Source organism: Pelagerythrobacter aerophilus, from assembly GCF_003581645.1.
In the GTDB taxonomy this organism is placed as follows: domain Bacteria; phylum Pseudomonadota; class Alphaproteobacteria; order Sphingomonadales; family Sphingomonadaceae; genus Pelagerythrobacter; species Pelagerythrobacter aerophilus.
On the sequence record NZ_QXFK01000019.1, the window covers coordinates 743,463 to 765,579 of the forward strand.

The following is a 22,117-nucleotide window of genomic DNA, read 5'->3' on the forward strand; positions in this document are numbered from 1 at the left end:
TCTGCCAACCTCAATGAACGATTGCTGACGCCAGCCCCCTGAATCCCGGCAAGCTGCGAGACTGCGGCTGTGCCACCGGCACTACTTGCGCGCTGCGGCTTCCAGGGCGGCGATCCGTTCGGAGCAGACCTCGTGGACCACGCGGCCGAGTTCCTCGACCCGCTCGCCGAGCCAGGTCAGCTCTTCCTCGCTGATCTTGTAGTGCTTGGAGTAGCGAGCCTTGGTGTAGGCTTCCTTCAGCTTCTGGAACATCGCGCGCTCGCGGCGGCTTTCCTCCAGCCAAATGCCGTGGAGCCGCCGATCGAGACCTTCCGCGAGTGAGCGCAGGAAGGCGATGTTGTGGTTGTAGGGCGTGTAGAAGGTCAGGGTGAGAAGGAGCCCTTGGTAGAGGCGTTCGGTGGCTTGATGTAGTTCGAAGGCCGCCTTCTTCTGCCAACCCCGTTCGCTAGCTTCCTTTCCTTGTATCAGAAATTGAAGTGCAGAAGGCAGGTACTCGTCGAAATACTCCCGTGCCGCTTCCAGCGCCTGCTCCGGCGTCTTTGGCTTGGGCGTGGCGAGTTCGCGGTCGTCGGCTTCGTAGAGCGCGATGCCATCCTTTGCGACCTCCATGAAGAACACGCGGCCGTGTGCGAGGCCATCGTTCACCTCATGCAGGCAATGCACGATGAAGTTGACCGGCGTGCGCAGCGTCTTCTCGATCGTATAGGCCCGGATCAGCCGTTCCTCGGCCTTCGCCCAGTACGCCGCGCGGTCGGTCATCTCCTTCTGGCTGACGATGACCAGGATGTCGTAATCGCTCTTGTACTGGTTGGCCGACATCGGCGCATCGACCCAGTCGCCGCGTGCATGGCTGCCGAACAGTATGATCTTGAGAATGCGCGCGCCCTTGCGCGGGCCGGTCGCGTTCTCGGTCGCGGCACCGAACTCGTCGAAAATGATCTCGACGATGCGCTCAAGCTCGCGCTGCTTGTTTGCGGGAAGATGATCGAGATCGGTGCGCATGTCCGATGAATCTTCGAGCAATATCCGATCAATGGCAAGCGCGGCCGAAACATGCCTCTCTGTGTAAGCTAATGGCCAGAAATTCGCGCGGCGCGAATCACGAGTCTCGAAAAGCGCCAGTTGGCATCAAGAGACGCGGGCACTTGGCAACCGGAAGCCCCTCGCTTGTCGGCGAGCGGTAGTGAGACTCCGCCATTCTAACGCACCTCGGTTACTTTCCGGCGCAGTTCGCCGCAGCCCGCTGCCGAGCGCCGTCGCATCCTCTTGAGAGAACTTACCGTGGGACCGAAGCTGCGTGCGGGTCGTCACGCTTGCTGAGAAAGGAAACTCATATGTCGTCGCCTGACAAGATACTTCGCCTCAGAGAAGTCCTGGATCGCACCGGACTCTCGCGCTCGACGCTCTATCGCAAGATCGCCGAGGGGACGTTCCCGTCCCAAGTAAAAATCGGTGCGCGCAGTGCCGGATGGTACCTAGCCGATCTTGATCGCTGGTTCGCTGACCCCATGGGGTATCGCTCCGAAGAGCCCGACCCAGAGCCGAGTTGGGACGAAGAGGAGGAGATTGGCGTAGATGCGGTTATGCCGGGGGCGGCAATCCTTCTGCTCCCGGTAGTCCTGCCCATCGCGCTGCAAGTCGGGACTCATAACGATGGGCCAGCACACCCGATCTGATGCCCGAGGGCAGTCAAGTGGCTGCACGGCCGACCTTAGCGCTCGGGAGGTGTCCGAATGGATCGTTTTTTCCGGACGCGCTTCCTTGCTCCGTCGGCCGTGCGGCAGAAAGGCTCCCACGATCCCCTTGCCAGCAGGCGAGGCGCGTCGCCTGGTAAAGTTAGCGCCCGACCCAGTGCTCCAAGGGTGTAATCGCACGTACTTGATGTCCTGAAACACCGTGATCATCTGTCGTTACATTGTCACGTTGACCACGAACGGTCATCAAACCGTGAATCGCCTGTAACAATTGCCTGTCATGTGCCTGACGTGAAATGCATTCGCTAGCGGAGTGCGGGCGGTGGGCGAAGAACGGATCAATGGGCTTCGGGGCGGACTGGCCGAACTGGCGACGATAGCGAGCCTGCCGCCGGTAAGGAGCGCGATTCCGGAGCCGGTCGACGGCAAGCGGCGAAAGTTCCGCACAATCTGGATCAGCGACATCCATCTCGGTACCAAGGGCTGCAACGCCGCGATGCTGATCGACTTTCTCGACAGCACCGACAGCGAGACCATGTACCTCGTCGGCGACATCATTGACGGCTGGCGGCTGAAGAAGAAGGTCTACTGGCCGGCGGAGCACAACGATGTGGTCTGGCGCATTCTCAAGCGCGCCAAGCGCGGGACGCGGATCGTCTACATCCCCGGCAATCACGACGAGATGCTCCGCCCGTTCTCGGGCATGAACTTCGGCGGGGTCGAGATCCGGCGCGCGGCCTTTCACGATACGGCCGACGGGCGCCGGCTGATGGTGCTCCACGGCGACGAGTTCGATGCGATCATGCTTGCGCACCGCTGGCTCGCGGTGGTGGGCGATGTCCTCTACCACCTGCTCATGGGGCTCAACCGATGGGTCAACCTCGTGCGCAAGGCGTTCGGACTGCCGTACTGGTCGCTGTCGAAAGTGGCCAAGCACAAGGTCAAGAACGCGGTCGAGTTCATCAGCCGCTATGAGGAGATTGTCGCCCGTGCCGCGGCCGAGCGGGGTGTGGACGGCGTCGTGTGCGGCCATATCCATACTGCCGAAATCCGCGCCTTCGACGGCATTGAATACTACAACGACGGCGACTGGGTGGAAGGCTGCACCGCGCTGGTCGAGCATTTCGACGGGCGCATGGAGCTGCTCCACTGGCCCGAGGAAATGGCGCGGCGCGCGCAATATGACGTCGCGGCCTCACCTACGCGCAAGGCGGCTGCATGAGCCGGATGGAGGTAGTCGTGCCCGAAGCGGACGCCGTGCGGCCCTATCCGCATCGGATCGCCATCGTCACCGACGCCTGGGCGCCGCAGATGAACGGCGTGGTCCGCACCCTCGCGGCAACATGCGATGTCCTCCGCAGGCGCGGGCACGAGGTGGAGGTAATCTCGCCCGAAGGCTTCCGCTCGCTGCCATGCCCGACGTATCCCGACATTCGCCTGGCGATGCCGCTGCCCGGCGCGATCGGGCGGCGCCTTACGGCCCTGGCGCCCGACGCGATCCACGTCGCCACCGAAGGGCCGCTGGGCCTCGCCGCACGGCGGTTCTGTACGGTGCGCGGTATTCCCTTCACGACCGCCTACCACACGCAGTTTCCCGAATACGTCGCCCGGCGCACCGGCCTCTCGCCCGCGCTGTTCTGGCGCTACATTCGCTGGTTTCACGCGCCTTCGCGCCAAGTGCTGGTCGCGACAGAGAGCATTCGCGAGGAACTGCGCGCGCACGGCCTGCGCCGCCTCCATCCCTGGAGTCGCGGGGTCGATCTGACCTGCTTCAATCGGGACGCGCCGGCACCGCCCGAGTTCGACGACCTCCCGCGACCGATCCAGCTCTATGTCGGCCGCGTCGCGGTGGAGAAGAATCTCGAGGCGTTTCTGGGCGGCAGCTATCCGGGCAGCAAGGTCGTCGTTGGTGATGGCCCCGCCTTCGCCGAGCTCAGTGCAAAGTTTCCCGATGCCCATTTCCTCGGGCGCCGCAGCGGCCGTGCATTGGCGGGATGCTACGCCCATGCCGATGTCTTCGTCTTTCCCAGCCGGACCGATACCTTCGGACTGGTCATGATCGAGGCGCTCGCTTGCGGGACGCCGGTCGCTGCGTTTCCCGTGCCGGGGCCGCGCGACATCGTGACCGATCGAGTCGGTGCGCTGTCCGAAGATCTCGACCGGGCGATTGCCGGCGCCGTGTTCAGCGACCGCGCAGACTGTGCCGAGCTGGGCGCACGCTATTCGTGGGATGCGGCGACCGATCAGTTCCTCGCCGGGCTCGCGGCCCTCGACGCGGAGCCGCTCGCCGCTTGAGCTTCCCGATGGGGGAGGCCGAAAAGCTTGCCCTTGCATGACGCATCGCCTAAATCGCCTGTGCAACGGCCGCTCCGCGAGGGGCGGCCCTTATATTTTCAGGACAGTTTCGATCATGGCGCAACCCACCCCGCTGATGCCGCATGCGACCGCCACCTGGCTCGTCGACAACACTTCGCTCAGCTTCACGCAGATCGCCGACTTCTGCGGCCTGCATATCCTCGAAGTCCAGGCGATGGCCGACGACCTCGCGGGCAGCAAGTACACCGGGCGTGATCCGATCCACTCGGGCGAGCTGACGCAGGAGGAAATCGAGCGCGGTCAGGCCGATCCGAGCTATGCGCTCAAGATGCAGCGCGCGCCGGTCGAAGTGACGCGGACCAAGGGCCCGCGCTACACCCCGGTGTCCAAGCGGCAGGACAAGCCCGACGGTATCGCCTGGATCCTGCGCAACCATCCGGAGATTTCGGATGCGCAGATTTCCAAGCTGATCGGCACCACGCGCAACACGATCGCGGCGATTCGCGAGCGCAGCCACTGGAACATCCAGAACATCCAGGCGAAGGATCCGGTGACGCTCGGCCTGTGCTCGCAGCGCGAGCTCGACGCGGTTGTTGCCAAGGCGGCGAAGAAGGCCGGCGCCGACGGTGAAGCGCCAGTACCAGCGGCCGACTCGGGCACGGATCGCGAGAAGCTGATCGCCGAACTGCGTGCCGAGCGCGAGGCGAACGAGAAGGCCGCTGCCGAAGCCGCCCAGGAAGCCGAAGCCGCTGCCTGGCTCGAAGCCCGCCGCGCCGCGGAGAACGAGGGCGACGAACAGCTCTGAAGCCGCCGGCCTCGCTGACGCGGGGAGCGCTCTTCCTCTCCTCTCGCGATCCCGGCTTTCGCCGGGATGACGGCGTGCGTGTGTCCGCACCGTCCCTGCCGGCTGGACCGGTGTCAGAAAGTCCTTGCCCTCGCGCACGGTCTCGCGCATCCATGTTGACATGGATGTCAGTAAGGCGCCTTATCAGCATGCCGCCCCGTGGGACACGCCGTTCGAGCCGGTAACGCTCCCCGATCTCTTCGCGCGCGCGGCAGAGCGGCGGCCCGATGCACCGCTGGTCGACTTCCTCGGGCGGATCTATTCCTACCGGGCGCTTTATGGGGAAGCGCGGCGCTTTGCGGCTGGCCTGCAGGAATTGGGCATTGCCCGTGGCGACCGGGTAGGGCTGTTCCTGCCCAACGTGCCCATTTACGTCTCCGCCTATTACGGCGCGATGATGGCTGGGGCGGTGGTGGTGAACTTCTCGCCGCTCTACACCGTCGAAGAGCTCAACCAGCAGGTCGAGGATTCGGGCGCCCGAATCCTCGTCACGATCGACGCCGCAAGCCTGCTGCCGACGGCGCTGGAAGTGCTCGATCGCTCTCCGCTCGAAACGCTGGTCGTCGGCCGCCTGGGGGCGATGCTGACGCCGCTGAAGCGGATCGCGCTCAAGCTGCTGGGCCGCAAGAGCATCGCGGCCATCCCGGCGCGGACGGATGTCCGCGAGTGGAGCGGCATGCTGCCCAAGGGCGAGCCTGCGCCCGTCGCGCTCTCGCCCGCCGATTTGGCGCTGCTGCAGTACACCGGCGGCACGACGGGCCGGCCCAAGGGCGCCATGCTCACCCATGCTAATCTGGCGGTCAATGCGATGCAGGTCGACGCGATCGATCCGTTCGACCGCGACGAGCCGGACGTGATCATGGGCGCGCTGCCGCTGTTCCACGTCTTCGCCAACACCTGCGTGCTCAACCGCACGGTCGCGAAAGGCGCTTGCATCGCCATGGTACCGCGGTTCGATGCGAAGCAGGTGCTGCAGACGATCGAGCGCACCCGCGTCACCGCCTTTCCCGGCGTGCCGACGATGTTCCAGGCGCTGCTCGACCATCCGCGGATCGGCCGGACCGATTTCTCCTCGCTCAAGGTGTCTATCTCGGGCGGGGCGCCGCTGCCTGCGCCGGTGCGCGAAAAATTCGAGGCGGCGAGCGGCGCGCGGCTGGTGGAAGGCTACGGACTGACCGAGAGCGCGGGCGTGGTCTCGACCAATCCCTACACCGGGCTGCGCAAGCCGGGCACGATCGGGCAGGTCATCCCGCAGACCCGCGTGATGCTGCTCGACAAGGAAGATCCCACCAGGCCCGCACCGGACGGGGAACCCGGGGAGCTGGTCATCGCCGGGCCGCAGATCATGCAGGGCTACTGGAACCGCCCCGATGCCGCGACGAACGCCTTTGCCGATCTGGGCGGCACGCGCTGGCTGCGCACCGGCGACGTTGCCGAGATCGACGAGGACGGCTTCATCACCATCGTCGACCGGATCAAGGACATGATCGCCGTCGGCGGGTTCAAGGTCTTCCCAAGCCAGGTCGAAGCCGTGCTGCTCGAGCATGCGGCGGTCAAGGAAGCGCTCGTGATCGGGGTGCCCGACGCCTATCGCGGAGAGATGCCGCAGGCTTACGTGACCCTGGCCGAGGGCGCCGAAGCGACCGCGGCCGAGCTCCAGACCTGGCTCAATGCCCGCGTGGGGAAGCACGAGCGCGTCTCCGGCGTCGTCATCCGCGAGGAACTGCCCAAGACGATGATCGGCAAGCTCGACCGCAAGGCCTTGCGCGCCGAGGTGCTGGTGGACGCGTAGCGGCGCTTCGGGCTTAGCCCGAGGCTCAGGTCGCCAGCGTCAGCTTCGGTTCGCCGTCATCACTCGCTGGGACCGGCGCGGCCGGCTTGTCGGCCCCGCGCTGGTTGGGCGCACGGTGGGCGAAGCGGCCTTCGACCTGGGCGCCCTGCTCGATGGTCAGAGCGTCGTAGTTCACGTCGCCTTCGACCCGAGCCGACTTCAATACGACGAGGTGACGCGCGGTGATCGAGCCGGAGATCCGGCCGGCGAGGCGCGCCGTCTCGGCACTGATCGCGCCTTCGATCACGCTCGTTTCGCCCTGGACGAGCGAATCGCAAGCGATGTCGCCCTCGATGCGGCCGTCGACGTGAAGCTCGGTGGAGGCGGACACGTCGCCCTTGATGGTGACGTCGGCTCCGATCACGGAGAACGTCGAACTGGAAGGTGCGGGGGGCCTAGCCATTGGAATCGCTCCCGCCGACTCGGGCTCTGGCTTCTTTGAGAACATCGGGCGCTGTCTCCAGGAAGGGCCGCGGATTGACCGCGCGGCCGTTGATGCGGACTTCGAAGTGGAGGTGCGGGCCGGTCGAGCGGCCGGTGCTGCCGATCGCGCCGATCACGTGTCCAGCGTCGACCTGCTGGCCCACTTTGGCGGAAAACTTCGACATATGGGCGTAGCGGGTGGTCAGGCCGTTGCCGTGAGTGATCTCGACCACGTTGCCGTAGCCCGACTTGCGACCGACGAAGCTGACGCGGCCTTCCGCCGCGGCGAAGATCGGCGCGCCGACCGGACCGCGGAAATCGAGGCCCTTGTGCATCGCGCCGTGGCCCGTGAACGGGTCGCGGCGATAGCCGAAGCCGGACGAAATGTACTTGAGATTGGCAGGCTCGAACTGCGGAATGCCGTCGAGACCCTGCTCGAGCGCGGCCATCTGCGCGAGGCTGAGGCCGAGGCGCTCGAAACGCGGATCGACTTTGCCGTCGGCGCCGGTCGCGAGCAGTTCGAGCGGACCACCCATTGCGTCCTGCTGGGCCGAGCGCAGGATCGTGGACGGATCGAGACCAAGCGTGCGCATTGCCGTTGCCGCGCGTTCGGCGCGGTGGTCGGCAAAGCGGGTCATTTTCTCGACCAGCGCGAGCTGGCGCGCCTCGATCTCGGCCAGCGACCGCGCTTCGGGGAAGACCGCGCTGACCTTGGCGACGGTTTCCGCCGCTTCGCCGGTGGAATCGCTGACCGGTGCCTGCCCCTTGATGTCGTCGGGCAGCATCTCGGCCATTTCCTCGAGCACCGTCTGGCGTTGTTCGAGATCCTTCGCGACGGAGGTAAGATCGTCGCCATAGGCGTCGAGCCGCTCTTCCGATGTCGCGACTCGCGCTTCGCGTTCGAGCAGCGACATGCGGTCGGCTTCAGCGCGGAACTGGCTCCAGCCCATGATCGCGAGGCTGACCATCCACGCGACGAGCGCCGCCGAGGCGATCCCTGCGGCGGTCATCTGCACGCGCGATGAAATCCGAATGAAACGGACCTGTCCCTGGGATCGCATGAAGAATTCACGATCCGGGAACCAAGCCCGAAGGCGGTCCACCCATCCGCCTACGGTTGAGCTAGTCACCAAAATTACGACCCCTATGCCGTCCTTTTATTCTGGCGGGGCCGCTAGCATGGGAGGGGCCTCGGGTCGAATCGTGAAATAAAGTAAAAGGGCGAATCGAACGACTCACACGCTGAATCGTTTCCAGGTTACGAAATTAACCCAAGTTCTTCGCAAATGGCTTCACCCGGTCGTGGAGCGAATCCGCGCCTGACAGACCTGGCCACCACTGCTAGGCCGCGGCAATGGGCTTGATCACACGCGGCCGCCTGAGGCCGATCTCCCCCTGATGCGTGCACGCCGGATCGGTCTGCTTGGCGGCAGCTTCAATCCCGCGCATGGCGGGCACCGCCGGATATCGCTCTTCGCCGCCGAGACGCTCGGGCTGGACGAAGTCTGGTGGCTCGTCTCGCCGGGCAATCCGCTCAAGCCGAGGGCCGGCATGGCTCCGCTCGCTGCGCGAGTGAAGTCGGCGATCCGCCAGGCGCGCCGCGCGCCGATCCGCGTCACCGCAATCGAGCGCGAACTCGGCACCCGGTACACGGTGGATACGCTGCGGGCGCTGATCCGGCGCTATCCGGACCGCGAGTTCGTGTGGCTCATGGGGGCGGACAATCTCGCGCAGTTCCACCAGTGGAAGGATTGGCGCGGCATAGCGCGTGCGATGCCGATTGCGGTGATCGCGCGGCCCGGCTATGATGGCGCGGCCTTCGCAAGCCCCGCGATGGCATGGCTGCGCCGACATCGGGTCGAAGCTGCCGAGTTCAGGAACAGGGGCGACTGGAGTGCGCCGAGCCTGGTGACATTGCGTTTCGATCCGGATCCCCGATCGGCCACGGCCATCCGCCGTGCCGACCCCGAGTGGGCCGGGCGCTACTCGCAGGTTCCGCCGCGCGATCAGCTTACATTCCGCCGAATAGTCCCCATATCCCGGGGGGAGCGCGTGCAGGCGCCATGATGCGCATCGCCGCCCTCGCATTTTCTCTCGCAACCGTCAGGAGCGCAACAACCGCCTATGAACCAGGCGCAAACATCCATGCCCGAGCACGATTCGCAGCACCCGCCGGCGATTGAAGCCGAGCCGGGCTCGCTTCACGCGCTCGTCCTCGCGCAACTGGAGGACGACCAGGCGCAGGACGTCGTGTCGATCCCGCTCGCGGGCAAGTCGAGCATTGCCGATCACATGGTCATCGCCTCGGGCCGTTCGACCCGTCAGGTGGCCGCGATCGCGCAGAAGCTCGCCGAAAGGGTCAAGCAGGAAGGCCATGGGCCGGTGCGGCTCGAAGGCTTGCCCCAGGCCGACTGGGTGCTGATCGACGCCGGCGACGTCGTCGTCCACCTGTTCCGCCCGGAAGTCCGCAGCTTCTACAACCTGGAACGCATGTGGGCCTTCGGCGACGCTCCACCCGTGGCCGCCGGAACCGCCTGAGGCCGACAAAACATGCTTCTGCATGTCGTTGCGCGCGGCAAGATCGGGCGCTCGCCCGAGGCCGAACTGGTCGCGCGTTACGAGAAGCGGCTGACCTGGCCATTCAAGTCCACCGAACTGCCTGAGACCGGGGGCAAAGTGCCCGATCCGCAGGCGCCGGCGCGCACCGTGCTTCTCGACGAGCGCGGCAAGCAGCTCTCCTCCGAAGATTTTGCCGCGCTGCTCGGCCGCTGGCGCGACGAGGGCGTGCGCGAGGCGCGCTTCGTGCTTGGCGCCGCCGATGGCCATTCGGCGGAGGAACGCGCGGAGGCGGACCTTCTGCTCGCGTTCGGCAATGCGACCTGGCCGCACCTGCTCGCGCGCGCCATGCTGCTGGAACAGCTCTACCGCGCCACTACGATTCTTGCCGGACACCCCTACCATCGGGCAGGGTAGCGCAATGCCGCGTCGCGCGACGATCCTCGTCCTCACCATGACTGCTACCGCCGGGGTGATCGGCGGTATTGCTGCCGCGCAGCGGGCCGACGGCGTGTTCGATCCCGGTGACGCACGTGCCGCGCTCCGCGAGGCGCGGGAGGAAGCGCGGGCCGCGCAAGCGCGCGGGGCGCGGCTCGAAGCCGAAGCGCGCGCTGCGACCGAGGCGGCGGAGAAGACCGCGCGAGAGGCAGCCGCGCTCGCCGCGCGTATCCAGCAGGCGGAAGCCGACATCGCCGCCGCGGAGGCGCGAATCGCGCTGATCGACGGCCAGCGGCAGCAGCTCGACATGCGCCTCGCCGAGCGGCGCGAGCCGCTGCTGCGCCTCACTGCGGCCTTGCAGAAGTTCGCCCGCCGGCCGCTCGCGCTGTCGGCCTTGCGCCCCGGATCGCTCCGCGAGACGGTCTATCTGCGTGCCCTGCTGGAGACGACCGTTCCCGAAGTGCGCCAGCGCACCGCCGCCCTCCGCGCGGAGATTGCGCGCGGGGCACGGCTCGAAACCGAAGCGCTGCAGGCTCTCGCGGCCTTGCGCCAGAGCGAGGCGCAGCTCGGCGCGCGGCGCCAAAGACTGGTCGGGCTGGAAAGTCGGCAGAGGCTCGCGTCGCGCCGCGCCACGGGCGTCGCTGCCCGCGAGGCCGAGCGGGCGCTCGCGCTGGCGGAGGAGGCGCGCGATCTCGACGGGCTGATCGCAAGGCTCGACGACGCCAGCGCGCTGCGCCGTGACCTCGCCGCGCTTCCCGGCCCCATGATCCGGCCGGCAAGCCCCGAATCGGCTCGGGTTTCTGCCGCCACCGGCCCGACGCCAACGCCTTCCGCGACCGCGCCGCCCGACGATTTCCAGCTTCCCGTCGTCGGGCAGACCGTGGCGGGCTTCGGCTCGGTGTCCTCCGCAGGCGTGCGCAGCAATGGTCTCTCGCTGGCCCCGCGCCCGGCCGCGCAGGTCGTCGCCCCGGGCAGCGGCCGAGTCGCTTTCGCCGGCCCCTATCGCGGCTACGACCGGATCGTCATCATCGAACACGAGGGCGGGTGGACCAGCCTCGTCACAGGCCTTTCGCGTGTCGATGTCGATGTCGGGGAGGCGCTCGTTTCCGGCGCCCCGCTCGGCGTCGCGGCGGTCGACGCGCCGGTCGTGACACTCGAACTCAGGCGCGACGGCACACCGGTGAACCCGCTCGACTATCTCGGGTAGGAGGGCTGCGGCGCGGACCGCATCCTCATCTGGCATTAAGCCTGCGCGCGCGATAAAAGCGTTCTCGTAAAGGAGGCTTTATGGCCATCAAATTCGCCGATCTCGCCCGGTCGGCCGCGCTCGTCACTGCGGTGGCGCTCATTCCGGCGACCACTGCGGGCATCGCGCAGGTCGATGGCCGCGCCGGCTCCGAATTCGCGCGCCTGTTCGCGACGTACGAGCGGATTAAGGCCAGTTACGTCGAGCCGGTCGACGACGAGAAGCTGATCCGCGGCGCGATCGACGGCATGCTCGCCAGCCTCGATCCGCATTCCGCCTATCTCGACGGGTCGGACCTGCAGCGCCTCGAAACGATGATCGACGGCAATTACACCGGTCTCGGCCTGTCCGTGCAGATGGACGACGGCGCGGTGAAGATCATCTCGCCGTTCCGCGGCAGTCCTGCGATGGAGGCCGGGCTCAAGGCCGGCGACTACATCACGCACCTCGATGGCGAGCTGATCTATGGGGGCGACCTCGACGAGGCGGTCTCCCGCATGCGCGGGGCGGCCGGCACCTCGATCCGCCTGACCATCTTCCGCCCCGGGCGCGACGAACCCTTCGATGTCACGGTCACGCGCGGGCTGATCGAACTCGAACCGGTCACGCACGAACTCCAGTCCGGCAATATCGGCGTGATCATGGTCAACGAGTTCTCGCGCGACGTGGGGGCCGACGTGTTCTCCGCGTGGGAAGCGCTCTCGAAGGAAGCCCCGGGGGGCCTCAAGGGTCTCGTGCTGGACTTGCGGGCCAACCCCGGGGGCTCGCTCGATGAAGCAGTGGCGCTGAGCGACCTGTTCCTCGAGAAAGGCCGTATCGTCTCGCAGCGCGGCCGCGCGGCGGGAGAGACCTACGTCTACAACGCCGAGACGGTCTATCGCGGCGAGATCGCCAAGGGCGTGCCGATGATCGTTCTGATCGATGCCGGTTCGGCCTCCGCCAGCGAGATCGTTGCCGGTGCGCTGCAGGATCACCGCCGCGCCGTGGTCATGGGCCAGCGCAGCTTCGGCAAGGGCAGCGTGCAGACGCTGCTGCCGCTCGGTCCCGACGCCGCGCTCAAGCTCACCACCGCGCGCTATTACACGCCGGGGGGGCATTCGGTGCAGGAAGGCGGGATCGAGCCCGACATCGCCGTGCCGCAGCTTTCCGATCCGGATCTGGCCAAGCGGGCCAAGTTCATCCTGCGCGAATCGGACCTTCGCGGGCACCTCGTCAACGAAGCTGCCCTGAAGGATGAGGAGCTCGAGCGCGATCTGCGCGAGGATCCGCGCTTCACGATGACGGCCGACGAGCTGAAGGAGCAGGGGATCAAGGATTACCAGCTCCACTACGCGCTCGAAACGCTGCGCCGGACCGCTCCGACCGCTCTCGTGCACCGGAAGTAGAGCGCGTGCGGATGATCGAAACGCCTCACGGCCGGCTGGCCCAGCGGCTGGCGCTGGGCGTGCCCGCACTGCTGCTCGCCGGCGCCTACGTCTCGCAGTACGGCTTCGGCCTCTATCCATGCGAGATGTGCTGGTGGCAGCGCTGGCCGCATTTCGCGGCGCTTGCGCTTGCGTTGCTTTCCACCGTCGCGGTGCCCCGGCGGCTGTGGATTGCGCTGGCCGCGCTCGCCATCCTCGTGTCGGGTGCAATCGGGGCGTTTCATGCCGGTGTCGAATACGGCTGGTGGGAAGGCGTGACGGCGTGCGCGGTCACGTCGCAGGCCGGCACCGGCGACCCATTGGAAGCGATCATGAACGCGCCGATGGTCCGCTGCGATCAGGCGCCCTGGACGCTGGTCGGCATTTCGCTGGCGGGGTGGAACTTCCTGTTCTCGGCAGCAGGCGGCCTGGCGATCCTCTGGTTGCTGGCGAAGGAGCGGCGTACCTCATGACGAAACAGGATATCGCGCGGATGATCCGGGTCGACCAGGCAGGCGAGTTCGGCGCTACCCGCATCTATCAGGGCCAGCTCGACGTGATCGGCGACCGCGGCCCGCACGCGGCCGAGATCGCCGAAATGGCCGAGCAGGAGAAGGGACACCGGGCGAAGTTCGACGCCCTGATGGCGCGGCGCGGCGTGCGCCCGACCGCGCTGCAGCCCTTCTGGTCGGCGGCGGGCTACGCGCTCGGCGCGGGTACGGCGTTGATCGGGCCGGAGGCGGCCATGGCCTGCACCGCGGCGGTAGAGGAAGAGATCGACCGCCACTATTCGCAGCAACTCGACCGGCTTGCCGAAAGCGGCGCCGACCCCGAACTCGCCACGATGATCGACGAATTTCGCGAGGACGAGCGCGCGCACCGCGATGCCGCTCTCGCCGCAGGGGCGGAAAGGGCGCCGGCCTATCCGCTGCTGTCGGGGGCGATACGCCTCGGCTGCCGCGTCGCGATCAAGCTCGCCGAACGGGTCTGAGGGCCACGGGCGGGAACCGCTTTCGCCCTCCGCACGCTTCATATAGAGTTCACGGCTCGCGCCCGAGAATGGCGGGCAACGCAGATTAGGATAGCCATCGCATGAAGTCGCTTCTCGCAGCATTCGCGCTTTCTGGCGCCACGCTTCTCGCCAGCCCGCTCGCGGCGCAGGCGACGGCGGAGGAGGTGCCCGACGACGTGCGCATGTCGGTGGTCTATGGCGAGGATGCCGCGCCGCCGTGCCCGGAAGGCGAGATCTGCGTCGTCGCCCGCCTGCCCGAATCCGAACGCTTCCGCATTCCGGAAACGCTGCGCTACAGCGACGACCCGGCGAACACCGCCTGGACCCGGCGCGTCGAATCGCTGGAGATGATCGGCGATTTCGGCACGCTTTCGTGTTCCACCGCGGGCGCGGGCGGCTTCACCGGCTGCACCCAGGATCTGATCCGCCGCGCCTATGGCGAACAGGCGACGAGTGCGAGCGTCCGCTTCAGCGAGCTCATCGCCGCCGCCCGCGCTGAACGTTTGTCCACGATCGACGAATCGGCCGCCGCCGAGCAGGAACGCGTCGAGCAGATCGAACGCGAGTACATGGAACGCCTCGAACGCGAGCGCGATGCCGAGCTGCCCGACGAGCAGAACCCCGAGATCCTGCCGAGCGAAGACGCCGAACCGATCATGGACGCGCCCGAAACGTCCGAGCCGCAGGAAACGCCGGAAAGCTGAGGCGGCGTTAACCCTCCTGCGGTAAGACCGGCGGCATGACCGCGCCGCGCACCATTCTCACCGTCTTCGGCACCCGGCCCGAAGCGATCAAACTGTTCCCCCTGATCCACGCGCTCGAGAGTGACGAGCGCTTCGTTTCCCGCGTCTGTGTTTCAGGGCAGCATCGCGGAATGCTGGACCAGGTGCTGGAGATCGCGGGCATTTCGCCCGATCACGATCTCGACCTGATGCAACCGGACCAGACGCTCGATGCCCTGACCGCGCGGCTGCTCATGGGTATCGGCCACGTGCTGGATATCGAACGGCCGGACGTCGTCGTGGTTCAGGGCGATACCGCGACCGCGATGGCAGGCGCGTTGGCAGCATACTACCGCAAGATTCCCGTGGCGCATGTGGAAGCGGGTCTGCGGAGCGGCAATATCCATCATCCCTGGCCGGAGGAGGTCAATCGCAAGGTCATCGGCAGCTTCGCCGCGCTTCACCTCGCGCCGACCGAAACTGCGGCCGAGGCGCTGCGGCGGGAGAACGTCGAGTCCGCGGCGGTCCACGTCACCGGCAATACGGTTATCGACGCGCTGCACTGGATAACGGGCAAGATCGCCCGTGAGCCGTTGCTTGCAGCGAACCTGATGCCGCTGGAAAGGCGTTTCGCCGGGCGCCGGATCATCGGCATGACGACGCACCGGCGCGAGAACTTCGGGCAGGGGATGGAGTCGATCGCGAATGCCGTGTCCCGCCTCGCGGCGCGCCGCGACGTGGCGGTGATCTTCCCTGTGCACCTAAACCCGAACGTCCGCGCCGTGATGAACGACCGGCTCGCGGGGCTCGACAACGTCGCGCTGATCGAACCGCTGGACTATCCGCATTTCGCCCGCCTGCTCGATGTTGCGCATCTCATGCTGACCGACAGCGGCGGCGTGCAGGAAGAAGCGCCTGCATTGGGCAAGCCGGTCCTCGTCATGCGCGAAACGACCGAACGGCCCGAGGGTGTCGCGGCCGGTACCGCCAGGCTCGTCGGAACCGACGCCGACCGTATCGTTGCGGAAACCGAGCGCCTGCTCGACGATTCCGCCGCCTACGACGCCATGGCACGGGCTCACAACCCGTTCGGCGACGGGCGGGCCACGCAGCGGATCCTCGAGCTTCTCGCGGTCTGACGCTCCATCCGCTCGCTACCGGAATCGCACGCCATCGTTACCGGTATCTTTACCCCTCGCCGTTAGGCGTCGCGCGAAGGCGAATATCAAGCGGAGCGGCCATGCGCGGCGAGGAAAAACCGGAAGTCTGTGTCATCGGCCTTGGGTATATCGGCCTGCCGACGGCGGCGATCATCGCGCGGGCCAACTGCCCGGTAACCGGTATCGACGTTTCCGAAGCGGTGGTCGAGACGATCAACCGAGGTGAGATCCATATCGAGGAAATTGATCTCGACGGTCTCGTGCGGGGGGTCGTCCAGCGCGGCCTGCTCAAGGCGTCGACGCAGGTGCAGCCAGCTGACGTGTTCGTTATCGCGGTGCCTACGCCGTTCGAGAAGGACGGGCAGCACACGCCCGATATCTCCTATGTCATGGCCGCGGCTACGGAGATCGCGGGCGTGCTCAAGAAGGGCGATACCGTGATTCTCGAATCGACCTCACCGGTCGGCACCACCGACGCGATGCGCGATCTGTTCGCCGGATTGCGCCCGGATCTCAAGCTTCCGGGGCTGACGAACGAGACGCCCGATGTGGCGATCGCCTATTGCCCCGAACGTGTCCTTCCCGGGCGCATCCTCGAAGAGCTCACCAACAACGACCGCTCGATCGGTGGCATCACCCCGCGTTGCGCACGAAAGGCGCTCGCCTTCTACAAGCGCTTCGTGCGCGGCACCTGCGTCACCACCGACGCGCGCAGCGCCGAGATGTGCAAACTGGTCGAGAACGCCTTCCGCGACGTCAACATCGCCTTTGCCAACGAGCTGTCGATGATCGCCGATCACATGGGCCTCGATGTGTGGGAAGTTATCCGCCTCGCCAACCGCCACCCCCGCGTAAATGTCCTCCAGCCCGGCCCGGGCGTCGGCGGCCACTGCATTGCGGTCGATCCATGGTTCATCGTCCATGGCGCGCCGGAACAGGCGAAGATGGTCCGTGCCGCGCGCGACACCAACGATGCGAAGATGCATCACGTCGTCGCGCAAGCGGAGAAGCTGATCGCTGACAACCCCGGCGTGCCGGTCGCCTGCCTGGGGCTCGCATTCAAGGCCAACATTGATGACTTCCGCGAAAGTCCGGCGCGCTTCGTGGCGGGCAGACTGGCGCGCAGGTTCGGTGAACGCGTTCACGTGGTCGAACCCTATGCCGCCGAACTGCCGACCGAGTTCGAAGGCACCGGCGCAGCGCTGATCGACCTCGACACAGCGCTCGAGACGTGCGGCATCCTGATCGTCCTCGTCGACCACGATATATTCCGAGTGGTCCCGAGCGAGGAACGCTCTCACGCGCTGATCTACGACACACGCGGGATCTGGCCGGACGCCGCGGCTAACGTTGAGCGACCGGGGTTACGACTGGCGAGCTAGCACGCCTCAGACGCCGTAGTAGTCACGATACCAGCCAACGAACTGCCGGATACCTTCCTTCGCGTCGGTCTGCGGGCGATAGCCGGTGAGTTCCTGCAGCAGTGTTGCATCGGCCCAGGTGGCCGGCACGTCGCCTTTCTGCATGTCCATGAAGTTCTTCACCGCTTCGCGCCCGCATTCGGCTTCGATCGCCTCGACGAAGTCCATCAGGCGGACCTTGTCGCTGTTGCCGATATTGACGACGCGGAACGGCGCCGCGGGTGAGAGGCTGTCATGCTCCGGGATGTCGTCGGCGCTCTCCGGGCGCTCCGGCACAGCGTCGATCAGCAGGCGGATACCGCGCACCAGGTCGGTCACGTAGGTGAAGTCGCGGTACATCTCGCCGTGGTTGTAGATGTCGATTGGCGTGCCATCGAGAATGCCCTTGGTAAACTTGAACAGCGCCATGTCCGGGCGGCCCCATGGGCCGTAGACCGTGAAGAAGCGGAACATGGTTGTCGGCAGATTCCACAGATGCGCGTAGCTGTGCGCCATCGACTCGTTCGCCTTCTTGGTCGCGGCGTAGAGCGTGAGCTGTGTGTCGCATTTCTCGCGCTCATCGAACGGCATCTCCTCGTTCGCGCCATAGACCGAACTGGTACTGGCCATCAGCAGATGCTCGACGCCGAGCTCACGCGCGCATTCCATCACGTTGAACGTACCGACGATATTCGCGTCGATATAGGCGCGCGGGTTCTCGAGCGAATATCGCACGCCGGCCTGCGCGGCGAGATGGACGATCACGTCCGGCCGCTCCGCCATGGCCAGCGCGTGGAGCTGGTCAAAGTTCTCCAGCATGCCGACGTGCGCGCTGAAATGCTCATGCTGCAGCAGCATCTGGTGCCGCCGCTCCTTGATCCTGACGTCGTAGTAGTCGGTCATGCCGTCGTAGCCGACGACGGCAAAACCTTCCTCGAGCAGCAGCTTGGACAAGTGGAAGCCGATGAAGCCGGCGCTGCCGGTGACGAGCACTTTGCGCATTAATTGTTCCTCTGTGTCCCTTGGAGTCCCGCAGATGGCCCGACAGGATGGGCCATAGCAGACCGACGGATGGCCATCATTCGCCGAAGGAAATAGAAAGTGTAGAGATGCTGCCGGTTATTCGTTGACCGTACGACCAGGCTCGGCCTGACAGCGAAATCTTCACGAAGCCGCAGTCGGCCGGCAGCGTGGCATCGAGCGCGATTGTCCCGCCGGTGAGATTTCCTTGGGCAATCGGGGCGTCGCCGTCGACGCATGAGACTGCGATCTCCAGCTTGTCTGCCTGCTGCTGCGGCTTCAGGTCATGTCGGCCGCTGATGCTGAGCGCTCGTGAGCGCGCCGGCAGGATGCGGCTGGCAAAAACACCACCTTTGCCGCGTGCGATCTCCAGCTGAAGTTCCTCTTCCCCGCCGAGGACTTGGGCGCGGAAACCGGCTTGATCGACCAAGGTCCAGTCGAACGGCGGGATCTCAGAACTCCAACCGTCGACCTCCTCGGGACGCTCCGCAGACAGGCGCGCATAGAGATCGTATGCGAGTTGAAACTCGCCCGCGCTGGCAAAAGCATGCACCAGCCTGCGGTCGGTCTTCGGGTCTACAATGTCGTCGGACAGCCGTTGACGAATGAGACCGAGATTCCCGAGCGCTTCTTTGTCGCGTGAGGCGGCGACGAGGAAACCATCGGCCCAGTCCGGCCCGGTTCCGAGAATATCCACGAACGTGTCCACCGAGCGCGGATCGCGCAGCGCCTGCGTCAGCGCGATGTAGGCGGCCGGCCGCTGCTCGACGCGCACTTGCAGAATCTGATTGAGAACGCGGATGGCGCCGTCGAGATTATCGGCTTGCAGGTGGGAGTTAAGAAGCATGCCCTGGAGAAGCGTGTCGCGGCGGCTGATCTTCGCCGCCGCGTTCCAGAATGGGGCGTTTCCATCGCCAGGCTGTGCGGCACCAATCACCGCGAGCGCGCCGGGCACCAGCGGTTGGCTCCGATAGGCCTCCAGCGCGAGGTCGGCCATCCAATCCGCCGGCGGTTCGGCTGTCGCAGGGTTCTGCGCGAGTTGGCCTTGATAAGCGGCTTTCGCGAAATGGGCCTGTGCCGAACCATCCCAAGGCGCGATTGTCGCTGCCTTGTCCGGCTGACTGTTCTCGCCCACGATGGCCAGCGTCTGCGCCGCGGAAAGGACCGCGAGAACGGGAAATATCAGCACCACCGACGCAAGGCGCAGACGGCTTGGCCGTGTCTCAGCTGCGTCCGGCATTCGCATCATCTATGGGTTCGCCATAGCCGTACCCATAGCCATACCCATAGCCGTAGCCGTACGCCGAGTTGCGATCGTCGAGCTTGGTCACGATTGCACCATAGACCTTCGCGTTGGCGGCACGCAAACGGCGTAGCGCGTTGTCGATGGCGCGGATCTTCACGTCATTGGATTCGATGACGTAGACCACGCCTTGGACCGCGGTGGAGATTTCCAGCGCATCGGCAAGGCCGAGCACCGGCGGGCCGTCCACGAGGATAAAGTCGTAGCTCTGCTCGAGCTTCGCGATCAACTGGGCAAGCCCGTCGGTCGCGAGAAGATCGGCGGGATTCGGCGGCATCATCCCGCTTGGGATCAGGTCAAATCCATGTTCCTCGATCGGTATGGTGACCGCCTGAGGTTCGCTTCCACCGACCAGCAAGCTGCTCAAGCCGGCGTCCTTCGATGCCTGCTTGCCGAGGAAATCGACGAGGGCCGTGTTGCGAAGGTCGGCATCGATCAGCAGCGTCCGCTTGCCCAACTGGGCGAAGCTGCGGCAGATCGCGACGGAGGTCAGCGATTTGCCTTCGTTCGGCCGGGTGCTGGTAAGCATCAGTGACTTCGGTGCACCTTGCGGTGTCAGGAACGAGATATTCGAACGCGCCGCCACGTAGGCCTCTGAAAGCTCCGAACTGCGTCGACGGAGCTCGTCGAGCAAATCGTCCTGCTCCACCCGTGGGATGAGGCCGAGTGTCGGCAGGCCGAACAGACGTTGGACGTCGTTGGGATCCCGGATCGTCCGATCCATAGTCTCACGGAGGAAGACAACGGCTGCGGCAACAGCTGTGGCGGCGAGCAATGCCAGCGCCAGGTTCAAGACCAGCGAGGGCTTGTAGGGCTCGTCCGCTGGTAGAGCAGGTTGAACTAGGGTCATGTTGTTCTTGCCAGCGCCCGCCGCCTCCAGTTCCTTGGAACGCTGCAGGAGCGCGTCGTAGAGCTGCCGATTGGTGTCCACTTCACGCTTCAGAATTCCATACTGAATCCCGCCGCCTTGCTGCGAAAGGAACCGGTCTTGGACCTCTTTTACGCGCGCCTGCAGTTCCGCCTCTTCGCTACGCGCCTGGCGATACGCCGCCTGCAGACCCGAAATATCGCGGCCCTCCGAAGAGGCGATGGATTCGCGGATGGCTTCCACCTCGGATCGAGCCGCCTGAACTTCAGGATATGCCGGGCCGAAATTTGCAGATAGGCTTGCAAGCTTGGCCTCGGCTGTTGCCAGCATGCTCCGGAGCTGACTAGATGCTGCGCGCGTTTCGGCCGTGGTAGCTTTCGCTCTTAAGGCACTTTCCGCAGCGATTCGTTCTGCAGTTGCTTGTGCCAGCGCCTGATTGAGTGTCGTAAGCGTATCCCCAATCAGCGATCGTGCGGCGCTGCTGCTGTCGTCATCGTTTACGCCCGTATCGACGATCACGATCTGATTGGCATTCGCGTAATCAACCAGTTCCTCCTCGGACTGGGCGAGCCGCTCGCGGAGTTCCGCGATCTGATCGCGCAAATACCGCCGAGCATCGATATTCGCACCGAAGCGCTTTTCGTAGTTCGCGGCCAGGAACTGCTCAGCCCAGATATTGGCAATCTCGGCGGAAAGGCTCCGGTTGGGGCTGGAGAAATGCACATTTACGAGATTCGACAATCGCACAGGTTCGATGCTGATGTGTTCCAGAAGAATCTCGACAGCGTCTCGTCGTTCTAGCGGAGCCTCTGGATCGTCAGCAAATGCGTCGCGAAACGATTCCGACGCAGTGAGATTCGCCGCATCGACTACCGCTTCGGCGAGAAAACGTGAGCCGAGCAGCTCATATTGTGTCTGAAAATACTGTTCGTCCGCCTGCAGTTCTTCGATCTCTGTTTGATCGATATTCGTTACGTTTGCTGTCGCGCGGCTGATCTCGATCACGGCCGTGCTCCGATACTGCGGCGTGGAGAGCAACGTGATGAGCAAGCCAAGCACGAGCCCGCCTGCGAGAATACCAGCGATCAGAAGCCGAGAGTTGACGGCCTGGCGCCAGTATCGCTCGAACGCCAGAATCCCCGAATTTTCGTCCGCGTTCTCGGCCATGTCCGGCTGCGCGGAATATATTACTGCGTCTGCCATTGGTTTCTTCTCGACGGATTAGTTGCCAATGCGATCGATCAGGATCGCGCTCGATGTCAGCAGGGGCACGAACTGCAGAATGGTTTCGAGGCGGCGGCGTGCTGGAGAGTCGCCCACCGTGACGATATCGTCGGCGTAGATCCGTGGATCCGGATAGTTCCCGCGCTGAATAGCCTCGATGTTGTAGACGCCGATGTATGTCGTGTCGCCGACGGTTCGCATGACCACGACATCGTCCGTCTTGGCGTAGTCCGCGAGACCACCGGCATTGTTGATCGCCCGTGCGAGCGTTCGGGAAAGGCGGGCCGGATATGCGCCAGGCTTCTCAACCTCTCCGCCGACGGACACGGTGGGCTGAGACAACTCTGCGGGGATCACGCTGACATTGGGGTCGCGAAGAAATCGGCCTTCAAGGTGCTGAGCGATTATCTTGCCCACACCCGTCGCAGATTCCCCCTCGACATTAATCGGGCCAATCAGCGGAAAATCGAGATTCCCACGGTCGTCCACAATATACGTACCGCTTAACGGTTCAGAGTTGAGGACGGTGATTTCCAGCTGGTCACCTGGCTGCACCCGAGTGACGTAGCCGCCATCGGGCGGCGGCAGGCTATCGAGATCAGTTAACTCGATACCAGGCGCCATAGCCACGGAGCGATCCTTGCCAGCGCATCCGGC

Annotated in this window: 22 protein-coding genes; 15 read left to right on the forward strand and 7 right to left on the reverse strand. The window is 65.3% G+C overall.

All coding sequences use genetic code 11. From position 1 onward, the window contains the following. Positions 1-81 precede the first annotated feature (81 nt). Positions 82-1,002, reverse strand: coding sequence for a HEPN domain-containing protein (locus D2V04_RS17395; RefSeq protein ID WP_119511637.1), 921 nt, complete (start codon positions 1,000-1,002; stop codon positions 82-84). Between the two features lie 332 nt (positions 1,003-1,334). Here D2V04_RS17395 and D2V04_RS18375 point away from each other — a divergent pair, with 332 nt between their 5' ends. The 5 genes from D2V04_RS18375 (at position 1,335) to D2V04_RS17420 (ending at position 6,646) form a co-directional block, all read left to right on the forward strand. After that, positions 1,335-1,676, forward strand: coding sequence for a helix-turn-helix transcriptional regulator (locus tag D2V04_RS18375; protein ID WP_119511636.1), 342 nt, complete (start codon positions 1,335-1,337; stop codon positions 1,674-1,676). A 331-nt stretch (positions 1,677-2,007) separates the two neighbouring features. Continuing rightward, the gene (locus D2V04_RS17405) at positions 2,008-2,916 is read left to right on the forward strand and encodes a UDP-2,3-diacylglucosamine diphosphatase (RefSeq protein WP_119511635.1); all 909 of its coding nucleotides are present in this window, start codon (positions 2,008-2,010) and stop codon (positions 2,914-2,916) included. After that, on the forward strand, positions 2,913-3,989 hold the full coding sequence (locus D2V04_RS17410; protein ID WP_407672027.1) for a glycosyltransferase family 4 protein: 1,077 nt from the start codon (positions 2,913-2,915) through the stop codon (positions 3,987-3,989). Before D2V04_RS17405 ends, D2V04_RS17410 begins: the two co-directional genes overlap by 4 nt. 115 nt (positions 3,990-4,104) lie before the next feature. Then, complete coding sequence (locus tag D2V04_RS17415) at positions 4,105-4,815, forward strand: DUF1013 domain-containing protein (protein ID WP_119511634.1); 711 nt, start codon at positions 4,105-4,107, stop codon at positions 4,813-4,815. A 160-nt stretch (positions 4,816-4,975) separates the two neighbouring features. After that, the gene (locus tag D2V04_RS17420; RefSeq protein ID WP_119511633.1) at positions 4,976-6,646 is read left to right on the forward strand and encodes a long-chain-fatty-acid--CoA ligase; all 1,671 of its coding nucleotides are present in this window, start codon (positions 4,976-4,978) and stop codon (positions 6,644-6,646) included. A gap of 25 nt (positions 6,647-6,671) precedes the next feature. On the opposite strand, the gene D2V04_RS17425 is transcribed toward D2V04_RS17420, so the two are convergent. Continuing rightward, positions 6,672-7,088 carry a bactofilin family protein gene (locus tag D2V04_RS17425; protein ID WP_119511632.1) on the reverse strand — a complete coding sequence of 139 codons (417 nt, stop codon included), beginning with the start codon at positions 7,086-7,088 and terminating at the stop codon, positions 6,672-6,674. Next, a complete protein-coding gene (locus D2V04_RS17430; RefSeq protein WP_119511631.1) occupies positions 7,081-8,169 on the reverse strand; it encodes a M23 family metallopeptidase in 1,089 nt (362 codons plus the stop codon). The genes D2V04_RS17425 and D2V04_RS17430 overlap by 8 nt, the downstream gene beginning before the upstream one ends. 337 nt (positions 8,170-8,506) lie before the next feature. Between D2V04_RS17430 and D2V04_RS17435 the strand changes: the two genes are divergently transcribed. From D2V04_RS17435 to wecC, 10 genes are all read left to right on the forward strand, one after another. Further along, positions 8,507-9,175, forward strand: coding sequence for a nicotinate-nucleotide adenylyltransferase (locus tag D2V04_RS17435; RefSeq protein WP_119511630.1), 669 nt, complete (start codon positions 8,507-8,509; stop codon positions 9,173-9,175). Positions 9,176-9,253: 78 nt separating this feature from the next. Next, a complete protein-coding gene (gene rsfS, locus D2V04_RS17440) occupies positions 9,254-9,646 on the forward strand; it encodes a ribosome silencing factor (protein ID WP_119511712.1) in 393 nt (130 codons plus the stop codon). Between the two features lie 12 nt (positions 9,647-9,658). Further along, entirely contained in the window at positions 9,659-10,081 is a 423-nt protein-coding gene (locus D2V04_RS17445; protein WP_119511629.1) for a 23S rRNA (pseudouridine(1915)-N(3))-methyltransferase RlmH, read from the forward strand. A 4-nt stretch (positions 10,082-10,085) separates the two neighbouring features. After that, positions 10,086-11,309 (forward strand): murein hydrolase activator EnvC family protein, encoded by a 1,224-nt coding sequence (locus D2V04_RS17450; protein ID WP_119511628.1) that lies wholly within the window; start codon positions 10,086-10,088, stop codon positions 11,307-11,309. Between the two features lie 80 nt (positions 11,310-11,389). Then, on the forward strand, positions 11,390-12,733 hold the full coding sequence (locus D2V04_RS17455) for a S41 family peptidase (RefSeq protein WP_407672026.1): 1,344 nt from the start codon (positions 11,390-11,392) through the stop codon (positions 12,731-12,733). Between the two features lie 11 nt (positions 12,734-12,744). Continuing rightward, complete coding sequence (locus D2V04_RS17460; RefSeq protein WP_119511627.1) at positions 12,745-13,224, forward strand: disulfide bond formation protein B; 480 nt, start codon at positions 12,745-12,747, stop codon at positions 13,222-13,224. Then, a complete protein-coding gene (locus tag D2V04_RS17465) occupies positions 13,221-13,742 on the forward strand; it encodes a demethoxyubiquinone hydroxylase family protein (protein WP_119511626.1) in 522 nt (173 codons plus the stop codon). Before D2V04_RS17460 ends, D2V04_RS17465 begins: the two co-directional genes overlap by 4 nt. A gap of 101 nt (positions 13,743-13,843) precedes the next feature. Then, complete coding sequence (locus tag D2V04_RS17470; protein ID WP_119511625.1) at positions 13,844-14,467, forward strand: hypothetical protein; 624 nt, start codon at positions 13,844-13,846, stop codon at positions 14,465-14,467. A 35-nt stretch (positions 14,468-14,502) separates the two neighbouring features. Continuing rightward, a complete protein-coding gene (wecB, locus tag D2V04_RS17475) occupies positions 14,503-15,624 on the forward strand; it encodes a non-hydrolyzing UDP-N-acetylglucosamine 2-epimerase (RefSeq protein WP_119511624.1) in 1,122 nt (373 codons plus the stop codon). 101 nt (positions 15,625-15,725) lie between these two features. Further along, entirely contained in the window at positions 15,726-17,027 is a 1,302-nt protein-coding gene (gene wecC / locus D2V04_RS17480) for a UDP-N-acetyl-D-mannosamine dehydrogenase (protein WP_119511623.1), read from the forward strand. 6 nt (positions 17,028-17,033) lie between these two features. On the opposite strand, the gene D2V04_RS17485 is transcribed toward wecC, so the two are convergent. The 4 genes from D2V04_RS17485 to D2V04_RS17500 all read right to left on the reverse strand — a co-directional run bounded on the left by D2V04_RS17485 (position 17,034) and on the right by D2V04_RS17500 (position 22,084). Next, positions 17,034-18,047: an NAD-dependent epimerase/dehydratase family protein gene (locus tag D2V04_RS17485; RefSeq protein ID WP_119511622.1), complete on the reverse strand. Its 1,014-nt coding sequence runs from the start codon at positions 18,045-18,047 to the stop codon at positions 17,034-17,036. 76 nt (positions 18,048-18,123) lie between these two features. Then, a complete protein-coding gene (locus D2V04_RS17490) occupies positions 18,124-19,311 on the reverse strand; it encodes a hypothetical protein (RefSeq protein WP_147391748.1) in 1,188 nt (395 codons plus the stop codon). After that, positions 19,289-21,403 (reverse strand): GumC family protein, encoded by a 2,115-nt coding sequence (locus D2V04_RS17495; RefSeq protein WP_182849621.1) that lies wholly within the window; start codon positions 21,401-21,403, stop codon positions 19,289-19,291. Before D2V04_RS17495 ends, D2V04_RS17490 begins: the two co-directional genes overlap by 23 nt. Before the next feature lie 54 nt (positions 21,404-21,457). Beyond that, positions 21,458-22,084 carry a polysaccharide biosynthesis/export family protein gene (locus tag D2V04_RS17500; RefSeq protein WP_182849620.1) on the reverse strand — a complete coding sequence of 209 codons (627 nt, stop codon included), beginning with the start codon at positions 22,082-22,084 and terminating at the stop codon, positions 21,458-21,460. Positions 22,085-22,117: the final 33 nt, after the last annotated feature.

What these genes read in the sequence shown, in the direction of transcription:
- D2V04_RS17500 (WP_182849620.1), bottom strand. Translation starts at nt 22,084, where the DNA reads ATGGCGCCTGGTATCGAGTTAACTGATCTCGATAGCCTGCCGCCGCCC.
- D2V04_RS17395 (WP_119511637.1), bottom strand. Translation starts at nt 1,002, where the DNA reads ATGCGCACCGATCTCGATCATCTTCCCGCAAACAAGCAGCGCGAGCTT.
- D2V04_RS17470 (WP_119511625.1), top strand. Translation starts at nt 13,844, where the DNA reads ATGAAGTCGCTTCTCGCAGCATTCGCGCTTTCTGGCGCCACGCTTCTC.
- D2V04_RS17415 (WP_119511634.1), top strand. Translation starts at nt 4,105, where the DNA reads ATGGCGCAACCCACCCCGCTGATGCCGCATGCGACCGCCACCTGGCTC.
- D2V04_RS17460 (WP_119511627.1), top strand. Translation starts at nt 12,745, where the DNA reads ATGATCGAAACGCCTCACGGCCGGCTGGCCCAGCGGCTGGCGCTGGGC.
- D2V04_RS17425 (WP_119511632.1), bottom strand. Translation starts at nt 7,088, where the DNA reads ATGGCTAGGCCCCCCGCACCTTCCAGTTCGACGTTCTCCGTGATCGGA.
- D2V04_RS17430 (WP_119511631.1), bottom strand. Translation starts at nt 8,169, where the DNA reads ATGCGATCCCAGGGACAGGTCCGTTTCATTCGGATTTCATCGCGCGTG.
- D2V04_RS17495 (WP_182849621.1), bottom strand. Translation starts at nt 21,403, where the DNA reads ATGGCCGAGAACGCGGACGAAAATTCGGGGATTCTGGCGTTCGAGCGA.
- D2V04_RS17410 (WP_407672027.1), top strand. Translation starts at nt 2,913, where the DNA reads ATGAGCCGGATGGAGGTAGTCGTGCCCGAAGCGGACGCCGTGCGGCCC.
- D2V04_RS17445 (WP_119511629.1), top strand. Translation starts at nt 9,659, where the DNA reads ATGCTTCTGCATGTCGTTGCGCGCGGCAAGATCGGGCGCTCGCCCGAG.
- D2V04_RS18375 (WP_119511636.1), top strand. Translation starts at nt 1,335, where the DNA reads ATGTCGTCGCCTGACAAGATACTTCGCCTCAGAGAAGTCCTGGATCGC.
- D2V04_RS17485 (WP_119511622.1), bottom strand. Translation starts at nt 18,047, where the DNA reads ATGCGCAAAGTGCTCGTCACCGGCAGCGCCGGCTTCATCGGCTTCCAC.
- D2V04_RS17435 (WP_119511630.1), top strand. Translation starts at nt 8,507, where the DNA reads ATGCGTGCACGCCGGATCGGTCTGCTTGGCGGCAGCTTCAATCCCGCG.
- wecC (WP_119511623.1), top strand. Translation starts at nt 15,726, where the DNA reads ATGCGCGGCGAGGAAAAACCGGAAGTCTGTGTCATCGGCCTTGGGTAT.
- wecB (WP_119511624.1), top strand. Translation starts at nt 14,503, where the DNA reads ATGACCGCGCCGCGCACCATTCTCACCGTCTTCGGCACCCGGCCCGAA.
- D2V04_RS17455 (WP_407672026.1), top strand. Translation starts at nt 11,390, where the DNA reads ATGGCCATCAAATTCGCCGATCTCGCCCGGTCGGCCGCGCTCGTCACT.
- D2V04_RS17420 (WP_119511633.1), top strand. Translation starts at nt 4,976, where the DNA reads ATGGATGTCAGTAAGGCGCCTTATCAGCATGCCGCCCCGTGGGACACG.
- D2V04_RS17450 (WP_119511628.1), top strand. Translation starts at nt 10,086, where the DNA reads ATGCCGCGTCGCGCGACGATCCTCGTCCTCACCATGACTGCTACCGCC.
- D2V04_RS17490 (WP_147391748.1), bottom strand. Translation starts at nt 19,311, where the DNA reads ATGCGAATGCCGGACGCAGCTGAGACACGGCCAAGCCGTCTGCGCCTT.
- D2V04_RS17465 (WP_119511626.1), top strand. Translation starts at nt 13,221, where the DNA reads ATGACGAAACAGGATATCGCGCGGATGATCCGGGTCGACCAGGCAGGC.
- rsfS (WP_119511712.1), top strand. Translation starts at nt 9,254, where the DNA reads ATGCCCGAGCACGATTCGCAGCACCCGCCGGCGATTGAAGCCGAGCCG.